Raw genomic sequence first — 16,703 nt, forward strand, 5'->3', positions numbered from 1 at the left:
TTTGTTAAAAACCTCCAAGATTATTATGCTTTAATTGTTTTCTTCCCATGTTCACCTACGGGTTCAGAAGCCGGTAATAATTGTAACATCAAACCTACCATAATCACACAGATAAGAACACCAATAATCCCAAAATGATAAGCTGTCTGCCAACCGTCTTTTGAAAAATAGAAAAATACCCCGCCAATAACACTAACCCCTAATGCAGAAGCGGTTTGCTGAAAAGTAGAATATATTCCGGCCGCACTTCCTGCATACCGGGAAGGCACATTTTTAAGGGCAACATTCAATAATGAAGGAAGAACCAAACCATTTCCAAATCCCCACATTGCCATTAATCCTATGATCAGCCCGGTACTGATTCCCGGCTTCCAAAGTGTCATCTGAAGATAAAATGCAAAGAAAAGAATCACCACACCTATCTGCAGTACTTTCTTTCCATATTTTACAATCAGTCTGGAAGCCATAACAGAAGAAACAACAAACAGAATCCCCGGTGCAATAAAGTATAATCCGGAATCCAGTGCTGAAATCCCAAGTCCGTTCTGAAGATATACGGCACTCAGTAACAAATAGGCAGTATGAAGCATAAAATGAAATAAAACAGCCGTAAGCCCGATATTGAAATCCTTTATTTTAAATAATCTGACATCAATCAAAGGATTACCATTTTTCCCCAGTTTTATTTTTTGATTATAAATGAAAATAACAAACAGAACAAAAGAGAGCATTAAAAGTCCGAAACTCCACAAAGGCCATCCTGACTCCCGTCCCTGAATCAGGGGATAAATAAGAAAGAACAGAGCAAAGGTTAATATGACAACTCCGGTGTAGTCAAATTTTGTACTTTCATGTCTGGGGGTTTCAGTAACGTATTTCTGGGTTGCCCAAAGGGTGATAATCCCTATGGGAAGGTTTATAAAGAAAACCAGTCTCCAGCCTTCTATCATCCAATGTGTATCAGATAAATAACCACCAAGTACCTGACCTATTGCAGCAGCTGTTCCCAGAGTAATTCCGTACAGACCAAATGCTTTCGCCCGCTCTTTAGTCTCTGTAAAAAGGATCTGAATAAATGCAATGGTCTGCGGAACCATAAACGAAGCGCTTAATCCCTGAAAAAACCGTGTGATATTCAGCTGTAATGCAGACTGTGACAACCCGCATAAACAGGAAGTTACTGTAAAAGCAAGCATTCCCCAGAAGAATACTTTTTTTCTTCCGAAATGATCCCCTGCCCTTCCTCCTGTAATCAGAAAAGCAGCATAACCGAGAAGATAGCCAGCAATAACGAATTGCATTTCACCATCGGTCGCATGAACCCCTTTTTTGATAGTGGGTATGGCTATATTGATAATAAACACGTCTATAACAGAAAGTAAAGGGGCTGCCAGAACAATGATGAGTTCCAGCCACTTATTATTTGTAGTTTTCATTTTAAATCAGTTTTTGAATAATTTTCTTTGCTGTTTGTATCTCATCCGGATTTTTAAAAACGGAAGCTGTAACTATAGAACCTTCCAGCATTACATAGATCATTTCGGTAAGATCCTCATCGGTAAGCATTTGTTTGTGACCGGAATTTATCACAAGTGTTTTTATAAATTCCTTACTGTGAACTTTTGTTGCCTGAATCTCTGCTAACACCCTGGGATCACTTGTTCCGGCTTCATCATTGGCCTTAATAAACGGACATCCTCCATACTGTCTGATTTCCTGTCGCTTGGTGTGATGGTCAAAAATGGCCAGCAGCTTTTCCTTAGGGTCGCTGACTGCATTTACACTGGCTTCCAGCCTGCTGAACCAAAGCTGATGCATACGCTGGATATAGGCAATTAATAAATCAGTTTTTGTTTCAAAATGCTTATATAAAGAAGCTTTTGCAATATCAGATTCACTTATAATCTGGTTAATTCCGGTATTGTTATACCCCTGTTCGTAGAATAATTTTTCTGCGGTATCTAAAATTTTGTCAATGACAGCCTGTCCTCTCTGTTTCATGAAGCAAAGATAGATATTAAATAGACAAATTTGTCTATTTAATTTTTTAGCTTTTTTCTATCCTGTTTATTGATTTTACCTTTCATAGATACACCACTTCTCTTTAATTTTCAATAAAGTCTGGAAAACAAACGGATTTTTTCAGTAAGACTATTACTTTTTAACACTTTTTTAATCTTTAGCGGTTGCACTTATTTTTAAGTTTTAGTTACCTTTGTCTCTGGATGCGGAAAAGATTTTATCAATATTTATACAGCTTATTATTTGCCTTGCTTACCGTTTTAGGTTGGTATTATGGGCAAATTCAGCAGTATATTTCAACAGATACTTCTTCTGATCTTCACTTTACTACAGATCTTCTGGTTCATCAGAAAAAAAGCATCAAAAAATCTTTTGCCTTTATTAAAAATCAAGAGACCAATGATGCTTACAATATCAGTCATCCCCGCTATAACAAGATCAGAGCTAATCTTTCTGAAAATGACAACGAAAATGACGACAATCTAGAGACATCCGATTCTACAGAGCTTCTTGTGCTTTTCAAAGATGGTTTCTGGCACCTGATCTCAGGTTTTGTCACTACCTTTCATGACAGAAAAATCGCTGTTTCACTTTCTCAGTCAGAATATTTAAAAACTTTACATGATGATCTGTACATTCAGTACAGGGTCATCAGACTGTGATTTTATAATAATTTTCCCGAAATCTTTTTATAGGCTTTCAATTCTATTTGAGAGCAGGTAACTCTATTTTTTCAATTATAAATTATTATAAAACAATATTATCATGGTCAAGAAAAGTCTCATGTATATTAATCTGTGCCTTATTTTCTTGTTAGCAGCCTGTCAGCCTGAAAAAAAGGAAAAGACAGAAGCAGCATCATTCAACGTTACAAGTCCGCTTGTAAAAGATACTTTGGTCAATAAAGATTATGTAGCACAAATCCGTTCTATCAATCATATTGAGCTCCGTGCTCAGGAAAAGGGATACATTCAGTCTATTTATGTAGATGAAGGACAATTTGTACAAAAGGGGCAGCTGCTATTTAAAATCATGCCTAATCTTTATGAGTCTGATGTAAACCGTGCAAAAGCAGAGTCGAAATATGCACAAATCGAATATCAGAATACCAAAAACCTTTCAGACAAAAACATTGTAGCCCCGCAGGAAATGGCGATGGCTAAAGCAAGATATGAAAAAGCCCAGGCTGAACTTGCTTCAATGAATACCCATTTGAAATTCACAGAAATCCGGGCTCCCTTTAATGGAATTGTAGGAAAACTGCATGTCAGAAAAGGAAGCCTGGTGGATGAAGGTGAACTGGTAACTGAACTTTCCGACAACAGTAAAATGTGGGTATATTTTAATGTACCGGAGGCTGAATATCTTAATCAGATGGACGCCAAAAAGGACAGCAATCCAATGCATGTACGTCTGAGAATGGCCAATGGCAAAGAATTCACTCAGGACGGTATTGTACAGACAATAGAGTCTGACTTTGACAATGAAACAGGGAATATTGCCTACAGAGCAACATTTCCTAACCCTAAAGGACTGCTGAGATACGGAGAAACCGGAAACATCGTCATCACATCCCCTTATGCCAACGCCATGATGATCCCCCAGAAAGCAACCTTCGAGGAGCTGGAAAAGAAATACGTTTATGTGATCGGCAAAGATGGCAAAGTACATGCCAGAGAAATAAAAGTTGCTGCTGAATTACCACATATTTATGTAGTCGCTTCAGGGCTTGGAAAGGATGACAGAATCCTTCTGGAGGGTCTTAGAATGGTTCAGGAAAATCAAAAGATCAGTTCAAAATACCAAAAGCCTGAAAAAGTAATGTCGAATCTGGATCTGTACGCCGAGTAACCCAAAAGCAGCATTATGTTTAAAAAAGTAATACACCGACCGGTTTTCGCCATTGTGATATCGGTTGTAATCCTGTTTATGGGAGGCATCGCGATGAAGCAGCTTCCTACAGAGCAGTTTCCTAAAATTGCGCCTACAACAGTAGCTGTATCTATTGCCTACCCCGGAGCGAGTGCAGATGTATTGGTAAAATCATCTTTGATTACAATTGAAAATGCCATCAATGGTGTTCAGGGAATGCGGTACATCACTACCGATGCCACCAGTGCCGGAGAAGCTACTGTCAATGTGGTCTTTGATCCCGGAACCGATCCTAATGAAGCGGTAGTACTGGTAAAAACCAGAGTAGACCAGGTAATGCCTCTATTACCGGAACTTGTACAGAAAGAAGGGGTTGTGGTAAACCCGATCCAGCCGAGTATGCTGATGTACGTGAATCTTTACAGTACGAATAAAAGTATGGATGAAAAATTCCTGTACAACTACTCTATGGTGAATATCATCCCGGAAATCAACCGTATCCACGGGATTGCAAAATCTCAGATTCTGGGAAGCCGTAGATATGCCATGCGTATCTGGCTGAACCCCGACCGTATGCGTGCTTACGATATCTCGGTAGATGAGGTGATGAAAGCGATTGGAGAACAAAGTATTATCGGGCGTCCGGGAAGAATCGGGCAAAGTTCCGGTATTGCAGCACAGTCGCTGGAATATGTATTGACCTATAAAGGACAGTACAACAAGCCGGAAGAGTATGAAAATATCATTGTCCGTTCCAATGCTGAAGGAGAGAATGTAAAGCTGAAAGATATTGCCAAAGTGGAACTTGGAAGTGAGTTCTTTGATATTTATTCCAATCTTGATGGGCATCCTTCCGCTTCTATCGTTTTAAAACAGAACTACGGAAGTAATGCGAATGATGTAATCAGGGATGTCAAGGCAAAACTTGCAGAAATGAAAGGAAACTTCCCTCCGGGGGTTGATTACAAAATCAGTTATGACGTTTCCCAATTCCTGGATGCTTCTATTGAGCAGGTAATGCATACATTGAGAGATGCGTTTATCCTTGTGGCCATCGTGGTTTTCATTTTCCTGGGTGACTGGCGTTCTACCCTGATTCCTATTATTGCCGTGCCGGTTTCTCTGATCGGAACATTCTTTGTGATCCAGTTCTTCGGATTAACCATCAACCTTGTTACCCTTTTCGCATTGGTACTGGCCATCGGTATTGTAGTTGACAACGCGATTGTGGTGATAGAAGCCGTTCATGCCAAGATGGAAGACAGTAATATTTCGCCTTATAAAGCGGTAAAAGAAGTGATGGGTGAAATTGCCGGAGCCATTATTGCCATTACAGCCGTGATGGTAGCCGTTTTTATCCCTATTTCATTTATGACAGGTCCGGTGGGAACTTTCTATCGTCAGTTTTCTATTACTATGGCTAGTTCTATTGTGATTTCTGCAGTAGTAGCGCTTACGCTGACTCCGGTTTTGGCGGCAATGTTATTGAAAAACCATCATGGAAAGCCTAAAAAAGTCAATATTTTCACCAAAGCTTTAGACTCTTTTAACAGCGGTTTTGATAAAGTAACCGGAAAATACGCTTCATTCCTTAGAAAAATTGTGAGCCGAAAAGTGGTGACATGGGGAATTCTGATTGCTTTCTGTGCAGGAATTTTTGTGATCAACAAAGTATTGCCAGGCGGGTTTATCCCGAATGAAGACCAGGGAACTATTTATGCCATTATTCAGACTCCTCCGGGTTCTACCCTGGAGCAGACCAATAAAGTTTCGAGGACCTTACAGAAAATATGTATGGGCGTAGACGGTGTGGAATCTGTATCGTCACTGGCTGGATATGAGATTATGACGGAAGGGCGCGGCTCCAATGCAGGGACCTGTCTGATCAACCTTAAAAGCTGGAATGACCGTGATCATTCTGTAAAGGAAATCATGGAAGAGCTGGAAGAAAAATCAAAAGATCTTGGAGCTACCATTGAGTTCTTTGAACCACCGGCTGTACCAGGATTCGGATCTTCTGGAGGTTTCTCTATGAGACTTCTGGATCTGAACAGAACTACCGATTATCAGGAATTTGATAAAGCCAATAAAAATTTCATCGCCCAGCTAAAAAAACGTAAAGAACTTTCAGGGGTCTTCACCTTCTTTGCTGCCAATTATCCTCAGTATGAGCTGGTGTTTGACAATAATGCCGCCATGCAGAAGGGAGTTTCTATAGGAAAAGCGATGGATAACCTCAACATTCTGATCGGTAGTACCTATGAGCAGGGCTTTATCCGTTTCGGACAGTTCTTTAAGGTATATGTACAGTCGTCCCCGGAATTCAGAAGACTTCCTACAGATATCATGAATCTGTATGTGAAAAACGACCGTGATGAAATGGTTCCTTATTCAGCCTTTATGACGATGAAAAAAACACAGGGACCTAACGAGATTACCCGTTACAATATGTACAATTCAGCTGCAATCCGTGGACTTCCGGCCGCTGGATATACAACCGCTGATGCTATTCAGGCCATCAATGAAACCGCGGCAAAAACGCTTCCTCACGGATATAAAGTGGCATGGGAAGGATTGTCTTACGATGAGGCGCAGCGTGGTAACGAGGCCATCTATGTCTTCCTTGTTGTTCTGGTATTTGTGTATCTGGTTCTGGCAGCTCAGTATGAAAGCTTCCTCATTCCTTTTGCTGTACTGTGTTCGCTTCCGGTGGGAGTATTCGGATCTTTCTTACTGTTAAAAGCAATGGGACTGGAAAATGACATTTATGCACAGGTAGGATTAATTATGATTATCGGATTACTGGGTAAAAACGCAGTACTTATTGTTGAATTTGCGGTGAAAAGGCGCCAGGCGGGAGATTCTATCCTGGAAGCAGCGGTTGAGGGCTCCAAAGCCCGTTTCAGACCGATCCTGATGACCTCTTTTGCGTTTATTGCAGGATTGGTTCCGCTTGTTTTTGCAAGAGGTGCCGGAGCTATCGGAAACCATACCATCGGGGCTTCTTCATTGGGAGGAATGCTTATAGGAACACTATTCGGAGTCATTGTTATTCCGGGGCTCTACTACATATTTGCCAAGTGGTCTGATGGTAAAAAAATGATTAAAGACGAAGATGAATCTCCATTAAGCGAAGACATGATCCATTATGAATAAAAGAAAAATATATCAATATGCAGGTCTGGCAGTCTTCTTATTAAGTCTTACTGCCTGTAAACCTATCGAAATAGAACAGCGTGCTGAGAATAAAACCGTTCCCGAAAAATACGGTCCGGCAGAAAATGACACCATCAATACAGGAAAAATGAAGTGGAATGAATACTTCAGTGATCCTCATCTTCAGGAACTGATTAGCCAGGCTCTTCAGAATAACCAGGAACTTAATATTGTTCTTCAGGAAATTGAAATGTCTAAAAATGAAATCAAAGCCAGGAAAGGGGAATATCTTCCTTCTATGGGTTTAAAAGCCGGTGCAGGAGTAGATAAGGTAAGCCGCTATACCAATATCGGGGCTATGGAGGCCAACACTGAAATAGAACCCGGCCGTGAAATGCCGGAGCCATTATTTGATTTTGGAGTAGGTGCCCAGGCACAATGGGAAACAGATATCTGGGGAAAACTTCATAATGCAACGAAAGCTCAGGTACAGCGATATCTTGCCAGCATTGAAGGCAAAAACTTCATGACCACCAATCTTATTTCAGAGATTGCAGATTCTTATTATGAGCTGCTGGCATTGGATAATGAACTGGTTATTCTGAATCAGAATATCAAAATTCAGAATGATGCGCTGGAGATTATCAAGGATTTAAAAAAGAATGCCCGGTCCAATGAGCTGGCAGTGCAGCGATTTGAAGCCCAGGTTCTGAAAACCCAGGGAATGCAGTATGATATCCAGCAAAAGATTGTGGAGACTGAAAATAAGATCAATTATCTGGTAGGAAGATTTCCTCAGCCCGTAGAAAGAAGCCAGAATTCTTTTGATTCTGTTGTTCCGCAAGCTGTGTACGGAGGAATTCCTTCTGATTTGCTGGAAAACCGTCCGGATATCAAGCAGGCTGAATATGAGCTGGCTGCAGCCAAGCTGGACATTAAAGTGGCCAAAGCAAGGTTCTACCCTTCTCTTGATCTTTCTGCCGGAATCGGTTTACGGGCTTTTAATCCTCTGTACATCATCAAGCCTCAGTCATTCCTGTTTTCTCTTGCGGGAGAACTTACAGCTCCTCTGATCAACAGACGAGCCATTAAAGTCGCTTATTACAATGCCAATGCAAAACAGATTCAGGCTGTGTATCATTATGAGCAGACCGTTTTGGGAGCTTATATTGAAGTGGCAAACCAGTTATCTAAAATCCATAATCTGGAAAGCAGTGTGAACATCAAATCGAAGGAAGTAAATGCCTTAACAAAGTCTATAGATATTTCCAACGACCTGTTCAAATATGCCCGTGCCGATTACATGGAAGTCCTGCTGACTCAGCGGGATGCCCTGGAATCAAAGTTTGAGCTGGTAGAAAAGAAAGTGAACCAACTTAAGGCGAGTGTTGCTGTCTATAGAGCGCTTGGTGGCGGTTGGGACCAGACTCCTTTGGCTGTTCCGGATATTACCAAACAATAAAATTCTTTTCAATCTTGTTTTTATAGGAGTCTGCCGAAAGGTGGGCTTCTTTTTTTAGGTTTTGGCTGAAGCCAGATGAAATTTTATTTTTTAATAAACGGGCTAATGCCCATTTCTATTGAATATAACAATCTAGGGGCTATTTAACCGCAGATCTCACGGTTTGACACAGAGGTTTGAGTATATTTCTTCCATTCATAATTCATAATTTATAATTTATAATTTATAATTCTATTCTAGCCCTGATAGCAGCGGTTACCCCACAGCAGAATGTGGATTCAGCCAGGTGCGAGGAGTATGAGCGGATAGCAGGATAAAGCTTATGATGCCTACTCTAATGATTGATAATGCTATAAAATAAATAAAAGTCTATAAAAAAAGTAGACTTATTGATATTAATTTTAATTAAACTATCAAAATCTAATTTTTTTATCATTTTTTAACATTTTGAATAATAAAACAAAACACTGATTATCAAATAAATAAATTTATACATTCTGGTTTTTTTATATTAATCTACTAATTTAGTAGACTAATATGATTTATCTCATATCCCTTCTTTATACCGGTTTACCAATTATTAAATAATTTTGACCCAGTTAAAAAAAAATAAACTTTATTCTCATGAATAAGAATACCTTTAATTCTTACCTATGCACCATTACGGCGACAGCTTCCACACAGCAAATGTGTTGTGAAATGCCTGCCCATTCACTGCACAACTGTATTTCTCAAGACATGTGCTTTGATATGATGTGCATGATGATGTGCTGACTTTTAAGCGGTACATTCATTACTGTAGGAATTAAAGCCAAAGCGTTCAAGGCTTCTTTCATCCGGGTACATCTCCTGTAAATTTAAACCTTCTGTTTTTTATAACCTCCCTGAAAAAGGAGGCAGAAAGTTACATTTTCTACCAGAGGATCAGCAGTAATACACAGTCAAATTTAAACCTAGATTAATATAATGAAAAAGAAACAATGCAAGCTTGGTGTATTGGCCTTACTGCTATTCGCGGAATATGGTTTTGCCCAAAGCAAAGACAGCCTTTCCAGGGAAACCTCCATCAAAGAAGTAGTGGTGGTAGCCTTTGGAAAGCAGAAAAAAGAAGAGATTACAGGATCTGTACAGTCGTTGAAGGCCAAGGATCTTTCTAATCTTCAAAACGGAAATATTCTTCAGGGAATTGGAGGAAAAGTAGCGGGAGTACAGGTAATCTCCTCAGGACAGCCAGGTTCCCAGCCTACCATCAGGATGAGAGGAATTGGCTCTATCAATGCATCCAGCGACCCGTTAATTGTACTGGACGGCATTCCGTACAGTGGAAATCTCAACAGTATTGCCGCATCGGATATTGAAAGTATTTCCTTTCTTGAAGATGCATCCTCCAATGCTTTATATGGTTCCAGAGGGGCCAACGGAGTAATTATTGTGAATACAAAAAGAGGGAAAAGCAAGGGATTAAGTATTGAAGCTGATGTCAGAACGGGAGTTAACTTCAGATCCATTGAAGATTATTCTGTGTATACTTCTCCGCAGGATTATTATACGGCCTACTACAACAGAGCCAGAATAGGTGAAATCGCAAGGCTGAAACAGCCGGGAGCTGTTCCTTCCGGCCCTTCTCCACATGATGTGGGACTTGCAGCACTGGCCAAACTGGGTTACAATGTTTATAATGTTCCTTTCAATCAACTGATCTCAAAGGATGGATCATTCAATCCTGATGCGAAATTACTGTATCAGGACGATTGGAAAAAACTGCTTTTCAGACCAGCTTTGAGAAGAGAAGCCACCGTAGGAATCAATGCCAACAGTGACCAGGTAAAATCATATACTTCGCTTAATTATCTGGATGATAAAGGATATTTGATTTCTTCAGGATTTGAAAGATTCGGGATCAGGTCTAATGTGGACTACTCCATCACTTCAAAACTGAAATTAACCAGTGCTTTATCTTATACTTACAGCAAACAGGATTTCGGTGAGACCGGCGGTTTTTCCAACCCATTCCAGTTTGCCAGAAATATTGCTCCTTTCTATCCTGTTTTCTTGCGGGATAACAATTACCAAAGGCTTTATGACAAGTATGGAAATGCTTTATATGATTACGGAGACGGCCAGGGACCCAACGGAGCCACAAGATCTTATGCTGTTTTCGAAAATCCTGTAGGCAACCTTCAAAAAAACAAATCTCAAACGGTAAGTAATATTACCAACCTTAATCTTGGCCTAAATTATGAAATCATCAAAGGGCTGGATTTTACCTATAATTTCGGGGCTTATCTCGAAAATGCAAGAAACCTGCAGTTCGGAAATACGGAAGGAGGAACTTCTTCTTCTGTAGGAGGAACGATTTCACAGAGTTCTAACTTTAAATATACCTTAAACCACCAGCAATTGCTTACCTATCAGAAAAAACTGGGAAATCACAGCTTTAACCTGCTTATAGGACATGAATTGAATAAGATAAAAGATGATGGGTTTTCAGGATCAAAGCAACAGCTTTTATTACCTGATTCACAAGCTTTTGACAATGCTGTAAAAATTACCGGGTTGTCCGGAAGCGGCTATGAATATGCTGTAGAAGGGTATTTCACAAGATTGCTCTATAATTATGACGGTAAATACTTCTTCAATGCCAATGTCCGAAGAGATGGCTCTTCAGTCTTTTCGCCGGAAAGCAGATGGGGAAACTTCTATGGACTTGGATTAGCTTGGAATATTGCAAAAGAAGATTTTCTAAAGGATAACACCGTGATTAATTCTTTAAAATTAAAAGCTTCTTACGGTCAGCAGGGAAATGACAACATTCTTTTAGGAGGCTCCAGCAGGGATTATTATGCCTATCAGGATATTTATGGAATTAATAATTTCGGGGATGACAAACCTGTTCTGTCTCTGAAGAAGCAAGGGAATAAAGATTTAAAATGGGAAACTTCGAAAAATCTGAATGCCGGTTTTGAGCTCTCCATTTTAAAAAACAGAATCACCCTGAATGCAGATTATTTTGAAAGGAAAGTTTCGGATATGATTTATACCCTTCCCCTTCCTCCCTCCAATGCCGGTTCTTATGTAAAGTATGGAAACATAGGGGATATGACCAACAGAGGAGTTCAGGCTAATCTAAATGTAGATATTCTTCGTGGTGATGAGTTTCAGTGGAGAGTTTATGCCAATGCCACTCATTATAAAAATAAGATCACCCGGTTACCGGCTGAACAGAGAAATACAGGTCTTGTAACCGGTTTGTTTATTCTTACAGAAGGTGGGGACCGTTATACTTATTTCCTCAAAGAATTTGCCGGAGTAAATCCTGAAAACGGGGATGCCTTATGGTACCGGACAACGATAAATCCTACTACTCAAAAAGAAGAAAGAACAGTTACCAATAATTATAAGGAGGCTACCGACTATAACACTGGAAAATCTGCCATTCCAAAGGTATATGGTGGGTTTGGGACAGATTTTTCTTACAGGAGATTTAATCTGGCAGTCAATTTTGCTTATCAGTTCGGAGGTTATGGATATGATGACATTTACAGAAGCTTATTTCATTCTGATAGCTATGGATCCAACTATTCAACAGATCTGGATAAAACATGGACTCCGGAAAATCCAAATGCAGCATTGCCAAGGGTAGATCTTACGGCAACGAACCAGAATGGAAATTCAACACTTTATCTGATTAAATCAGATTATATCAGTCTTCAGGATGTAACGCTCTCCTATCAGCTTCCCGATGATTTTGCGCAGCAGGCAGGCTTGTCAGGTCTGAAAATTTATGTAACGGGAAACAATCTTTATCTGTGGTCCAAGAGAAAAGGATATGATCCGAGAGCTTCACTCACGGGAGTTTCTGATTCGTACCGCTATTCTCTCTTGTCAAGTGTTTCTTTAGGGTTTAAACTTAATTTTTAAAAGAACAGGAATGAACAAAATAAAATATTTTATTGCAGCGGTAACTATAGGTTTTATTACTACCAGCTGTGCCAATGATCTCAACACGTTACCGGAAGGAGATATTTCCGGGGAACAGCTAAATAACGACGCTAACAGCCCGGAAAAAATACTGGGCGGAATCTATCTTGATCTTCGCAGCAACGGGGCCGGCGGTACTACGGTTCACTCAGATTTCGGAATCATGGGAATCAAAGCGGGTGCTGATCTGATGTCTAACGATGTCATCCAGTCTACCAACCAGCATCTGGGAATGTTTTATAACTATGAAGCCACCAATGCCAGCAATATCGCTTCTGAAATTGTATGGACTACTTTCTATGCCAGAATATTTGTGATCAACAAACTGCTTGACGGTTTGGATAAAAATGCCAATGCAAAAAACAGAGCCATCGCAGGACAGCTGCTTGCTTTGAGAGCTTATTCCTACTTTTATCTGGTTCGTTTCTATGCTCATGATTATAACGGACATCAGTCTGAACCGGGACTTCCACTGGTTCTTACTGCCAGTAATCCAGGCCAGGGTCTTCCAAGATCAACGATTGCTGAGGTGTATGCACAAATCAAGAAAGATATTGAGGAATCTGTTTCACTTTTAGATACTTATTCCCGTCCATCCAGAGCCCAGATCGATCAAAGAACCGCTAAGGCTATTGCAGCCGAAATATTCCTGGAAACAGGAGATTATATCAAAGCAGCCCAATACGCAGGGGAAAGTAAGCAGGGAATTACTCTGATGACGGAAGATGACTATACCACTACCGGATTTTCCAACATTAATAATCCGGAGGTAATATGGGGTTTTCATAATACAATTTCTACGATGAGTATCGGAAATTACTATGCCTCTTTTTTTTCTATGTTTGATAATACCAATGAAGGCTATGCAGGAGCAGCGCAGATCCGTAAGCTGATAGACAAACGCCTTTATGAAGCTATTCCGGCCACAGATTACCGTAAGAAAGTGTTCAATGGCAGCCAGAATGCAGCATATACCTTTAATGGAAAAACTAAAAATTATCCGCCTTATGTAAGCTGGAAGTTTAAAGATCCTACGCTTTTTGAAGGAGATTATATCTACATCAGGGCTTCTTCTCTTTATTATATTCAGGCAGAAGCCCTGGCCAGACAGGGAAGAGAAGCAGAAGCAAGACAGGTATTATTTGATATTACTTCAAAAAGAGATCAGGCTTATACCCTATCTACCAAGTCAGGCAGTGAACTGATCAATGAAATTATTCTCCAGAAAAGAATAGAACTCTGGGGTGAAGGCTATGCTTGGTTCGATATGAAAAGATTAAATATCCCATTAGAGCGTATATACACAGGAACCAACCATACTTTTGGAAGATTCAATCTGACACCGGATAAATTCAGGTTCCAGATTCCTAACAAAGAGATTAATAATAACCCACAAATCAAGCAGAATGAGTAGATAAACAAAAAACAATTTTACATTCAAATATATTCAGTGACGAGGCACCATTTACTTGTAAGTGGTGCCTTTTTTATTGACTAAAGTAAGGTGCTGATATTTTTTTGACTTTTACTTGTTAAAATCTTTGATTTTTCACGCCTTAAAATTATACATAGAATTAAAAAAGCTTTGCGATTTTCCAAAAAAATACAAATAAGAAAGGTATAATTGGAAACGCAAAGACGTAAAATTCTATGAAGAAGGCTGATATAAGGCGCAAGGATTTTATCTGCAATAAAATTGAATACTGTCTATTTTCAAGTCTCTTGCAGATTCTTTATTTTATAACAATATCAGATTTGTAATGATCTTTCACTAGCTCACCATTTTTATATAACCTCTGGTTAACCACCTTTCCTTTTTCATTAAAGTAAAGCCATAAAGCATTTTTTCTTCCTAAAGAATCCAGACGTCCCATTTCTTTCGGCATTTTGTTGTTATGAAGAATCTGAACAGGATATAATCCTTTCAGGTCTTTCAGGGAATCCATTTTATCCGGGATCAGTTCAGCGTCGTTCCCAATTTTGAAAGTGTATTTTTTTCCTTTATCACTTTTTAAAATTATTTCATTTCCAGATATCTCATATTTACCTTCTGAGAAAGGAGCAGTTACGATCTGATCATAGCTTATACGTTCCGTTTTTAAAAATTCGAAAATTCCGTTTTTGATAAAAAGTGTATAGCTTCCGTTACCTGACTCCAATTCGGCATATTTCGGATATTCTTTATCTTTTTTACAGGAAATAACAGAGAAAACAAGTACAGAAAGACCAATAATTTTAATTTTCATGGAAACTAAATTATTAAAATATTCTGAATAGAATAATAATATCCTTATTATTTATAGTATTCCCATCCTACCTTTTTTCAAATTCTCTGAGCTTATGTTTCATCAATCGGATTTCTTCGGATTGGGTTCTAAGGATATTTTTCTGCAGCGTAATCAGCTGAGGATCGCTGAGATGGGCTTTTTCAGACATTAAAATAGCGGCGGCGTGATGGGGAATCATACTTTTTACAAACTGTCTGTCATCTACATTCATCTGTTCCCTGATTCCGAACCATGAAAAAACACCTGTTGCCACAGCAATAACTACGATGGCCCAGTTTATTGCTCTGCTGGTATACATCTTTCGCATGATCCACAATTCAATAAGAAGCATCGCTGAGGTCATCAGCAGTGTCATATATAGATTATTAATATTTGAAATAAGATTCCGAAGGCTGTCTATCATCGCATACATAATGATATACATGACGCAGAACATTATAAAAGCCATCAGCACAAATTGTCTGTACATTGAAGAGGGCTCTGAATGCTTTTCAGCGTTTCCGGAAGAAAATATTCCATGTTTATGCTGTGTATTTTCCATAAAAAAGAAATTTAATTGATTATCATTTCTGAATAGCACAGTCAAACAAGTCAAACATTATTGAATAGCAGCTGATCCTGATAATATTCAAAAACTAAGTATAAAAGTAAGTATATTTATACGGTGGGTTTATGCTTGTACTCATACGGATTGACGAAAATATTATTTGTTCAATCCTGAGAAAAAGATATATTTGGAAACTTAAATCTTTGGACAACCGTTCAGAGTATTTCAATTTTCAGTAATACAGCATAAGTAATGACCAAAATACAATTATTTTTCACAGGTATATTTTCTACACTGTTAGCTATTACCGTAACAGCTCAGAAAAAAGACATATATATTGATAAAATTGACAGTATTATAACGGCTTCCAGTCCCATAGCGTTCAATGGTGTTGTTTTGGTTGCCCAAAAAGGAAAAATACAATATCTGAAATCCAATGGGTATAAAGATTTCGAAAAGAAAATTCCTCTGAAAACAGATGATCAGTTTGAAATCATGTCCAATTCAAAGCAGATTACCGCTGTTTTGATCTTGCAGGCTGCCGAACAGGGAAAACTGAATCTTCATACTCCTGTCAAAAAATATCTTCCCTCCCTTACCCAAACCTGGGCTGATACTGTGACGGTGCATCATCTTCTGAATCATACCCATGGAATCACAGACATTGAAAAGCCAGCAGCTTTCAAGGCCGGTTCTCAGTTCAAATATGGAAATCTTTCTTATATGCTTTTGGGAAAAATCCTTAAAAACACAACAGGGAAAAGCTTTACAGAATTGGCTCAGACACTTTTCAGAAGGCTTAAAATGGACAAAACAACGGTATATGATGCAAAAAATAACTTATCCGTTGTCCCAGGTTATATGAACGGGAACAATACGTTTGAAAAAGTAAAGGAAACCTTCCTGAATGATGACATAGCACCCGCCGCAGGCGTCATTTCCACGGTACTGGATCTGGCAAAGTGGGATCAGGCATTATTTAAAGGAAAACTTCTCTCACCTGAATTTCAAAAAAAGATGATGACACCTTCCACAACCTCTCAACACAATGTTTTCGGGAAGGAAAGTATGGGATTCGGGTATAATATAAGATTTATCAAAGAGGCAGGGCTGGATTATTATGCAGTAACGGGTCTTGGAGATGGCTTCACCTGCCTTAACACCTATTTTCCTTCCACAGATACTACTCTCATTATTCTTGAAAATCAAATGCCTGAAAACCGTGAATACTGGAGTTTCAAAGAAACTGCGATAAAGAATGCCGTTCTGAAAGTAATCACGCCTAAATAGCCCAAAACTATTAAAAAGTATCTGCCAAACGCTTTTAAAATAAACAGCATTCAATTTTTGAAAATCAATCCCGAAGATGGTAGAT

Annotated in this window: 11 protein-coding genes; 7 read left to right on the forward strand and 4 right to left on the reverse strand. The window is 39.1% G+C overall.

What is annotated here, in order from left to right; translation table 11 throughout:
- Window positions 1–23: 23 nt before the first annotated feature.
- A complete protein-coding gene (locus AC3FI7_RS08715) occupies window positions 24–1,436 on the reverse strand; it encodes an MFS transporter (protein ID WP_491461863.1) in 1,413 nt (470 codons plus the stop codon).
- A gap of 1 nt (window position 1,437) precedes the next feature.
- A complete protein-coding gene (locus tag AC3FI7_RS08720; RefSeq protein WP_491461864.1) occupies window positions 1,438–2,001 on the reverse strand; it encodes a TetR/AcrR family transcriptional regulator in 564 nt (187 codons plus the stop codon).
- 224 nt (window positions 2,002–2,225) lie between these two features.
- Here AC3FI7_RS08720 and AC3FI7_RS08725 point away from each other — a divergent pair, with 224 nt between their 5' ends.
- The 6 genes from AC3FI7_RS08725 to AC3FI7_RS08750 all read left to right on the forward strand — a co-directional run bounded on the left by AC3FI7_RS08725 (window position 2,226) and on the right by AC3FI7_RS08750 (window position 13,907).
- Window positions 2,226–2,684, forward strand: coding sequence for a hypothetical protein (locus tag AC3FI7_RS08725; RefSeq protein WP_343659028.1), 459 nt, complete (start codon window positions 2,226–2,228; stop codon window positions 2,682–2,684).
- Between the two features lie 103 nt (window positions 2,685–2,787).
- Window positions 2,788–3,873: an efflux RND transporter periplasmic adaptor subunit gene (locus AC3FI7_RS08730; protein ID WP_142726240.1), complete on the forward strand. Its 1,086-nt coding sequence runs from the start codon at window positions 2,788–2,790 to the stop codon at window positions 3,871–3,873.
- Between the two features lie 15 nt (window positions 3,874–3,888).
- A complete protein-coding gene (locus AC3FI7_RS08735) occupies window positions 3,889–7,050 on the forward strand; it encodes an efflux RND transporter permease subunit (protein WP_291895993.1) in 3,162 nt (1,053 codons plus the stop codon).
- The gene (locus AC3FI7_RS08740) at window positions 7,043–8,512 is read left to right on the forward strand and encodes a TolC family protein (RefSeq protein WP_491461865.1); all 1,470 of its coding nucleotides are present in this window, start codon (window positions 7,043–7,045) and stop codon (window positions 8,510–8,512) included. Before AC3FI7_RS08735 ends, AC3FI7_RS08740 begins: the two co-directional genes overlap by 8 nt.
- Window positions 8,513–9,478: 966 nt before the next feature.
- Entirely contained in the window at window positions 9,479–12,433 is a 2,955-nt protein-coding gene (locus AC3FI7_RS08745) for a SusC/RagA family TonB-linked outer membrane protein (protein ID WP_491461866.1), read from the forward strand.
- Window positions 12,434–12,443: 10 nt separating this feature from the next.
- Complete coding sequence (locus AC3FI7_RS08750) at window positions 12,444–13,907, forward strand: RagB/SusD family nutrient uptake outer membrane protein (RefSeq protein WP_343659033.1); 1,464 nt, start codon at window positions 12,444–12,446, stop codon at window positions 13,905–13,907.
- A 319-nt stretch (window positions 13,908–14,226) separates the two neighbouring features.
- Here the strand turns inward: AC3FI7_RS08750 and AC3FI7_RS08755 are convergent, their stop codons facing one another.
- Window positions 14,227–14,739 (reverse strand): hypothetical protein, encoded by a 513-nt coding sequence (locus AC3FI7_RS08755; protein ID WP_142726235.1) that lies wholly within the window; start codon window positions 14,737–14,739, stop codon window positions 14,227–14,229.
- A gap of 67 nt (window positions 14,740–14,806) precedes the next feature.
- On the reverse strand, window positions 14,807–15,322 hold the full coding sequence (locus AC3FI7_RS08760) for a DUF305 domain-containing protein (protein ID WP_142726234.1): 516 nt from the start codon (window positions 15,320–15,322) through the stop codon (window positions 14,807–14,809).
- 258 nt (window positions 15,323–15,580) lie between these two features.
- Between AC3FI7_RS08760 and AC3FI7_RS08765 the strand changes: the two genes are divergently transcribed.
- On the forward strand, window positions 15,581–16,618 hold the full coding sequence (locus tag AC3FI7_RS08765) for a serine hydrolase domain-containing protein (protein WP_491461867.1): 1,038 nt from the start codon (window positions 15,581–15,583) through the stop codon (window positions 16,616–16,618).
- Window positions 16,619–16,703: the final 85 nt, after the last annotated feature.

It is taken from the genome of Chryseobacterium sp. TQ-BC-N36, assembly GCF_058382295.1.

What these genes read in the sequence shown, in the direction of transcription:
- AC3FI7_RS08735 (WP_291895993.1), top strand. Translation starts at nt 3,889, where the DNA reads ATGTTTAAAAAAGTAATACACCGACCGGTTTTCGCCATTGTGATATCG.
- AC3FI7_RS08715 (WP_491461863.1), bottom strand. Translation starts at nt 1,436, where the DNA reads ATGAAAACTACAAATAATAAGTGGCTGGAACTCATCATTGTTCTGGCA.
- AC3FI7_RS08750 (WP_343659033.1), top strand. Translation starts at nt 12,444, where the DNA reads ATGAACAAAATAAAATATTTTATTGCAGCGGTAACTATAGGTTTTATT.
- AC3FI7_RS08760 (WP_142726234.1), bottom strand. Translation starts at nt 15,322, where the DNA reads ATGGAAAATACACAGCATAAACATGGAATATTTTCTTCCGGAAACGCT.
- AC3FI7_RS08755 (WP_142726235.1), bottom strand. Translation starts at nt 14,739, where the DNA reads ATGAAAATTAAAATTATTGGTCTTTCTGTACTTGTTTTCTCTGTTATT.
- AC3FI7_RS08745 (WP_491461866.1), top strand. Translation starts at nt 9,479, where the DNA reads ATGAAAAAGAAACAATGCAAGCTTGGTGTATTGGCCTTACTGCTATTC.
- AC3FI7_RS08765 (WP_491461867.1), top strand. Translation starts at nt 15,581, where the DNA reads ATGACCAAAATACAATTATTTTTCACAGGTATATTTTCTACACTGTTA.
- AC3FI7_RS08720 (WP_491461864.1), bottom strand. Translation starts at nt 2,001, where the DNA reads ATGAAACAGAGAGGACAGGCTGTCATTGACAAAATTTTAGATACCGCA.
- AC3FI7_RS08730 (WP_142726240.1), top strand. Translation starts at nt 2,788, where the DNA reads ATGGTCAAGAAAAGTCTCATGTATATTAATCTGTGCCTTATTTTCTTG.
- AC3FI7_RS08725 (WP_343659028.1), top strand. Translation starts at nt 2,226, where the DNA reads ATGCGGAAAAGATTTTATCAATATTTATACAGCTTATTATTTGCCTTG.
- AC3FI7_RS08740 (WP_491461865.1), top strand. Translation starts at nt 7,043, where the DNA reads ATGAATAAAAGAAAAATATATCAATATGCAGGTCTGGCAGTCTTCTTA.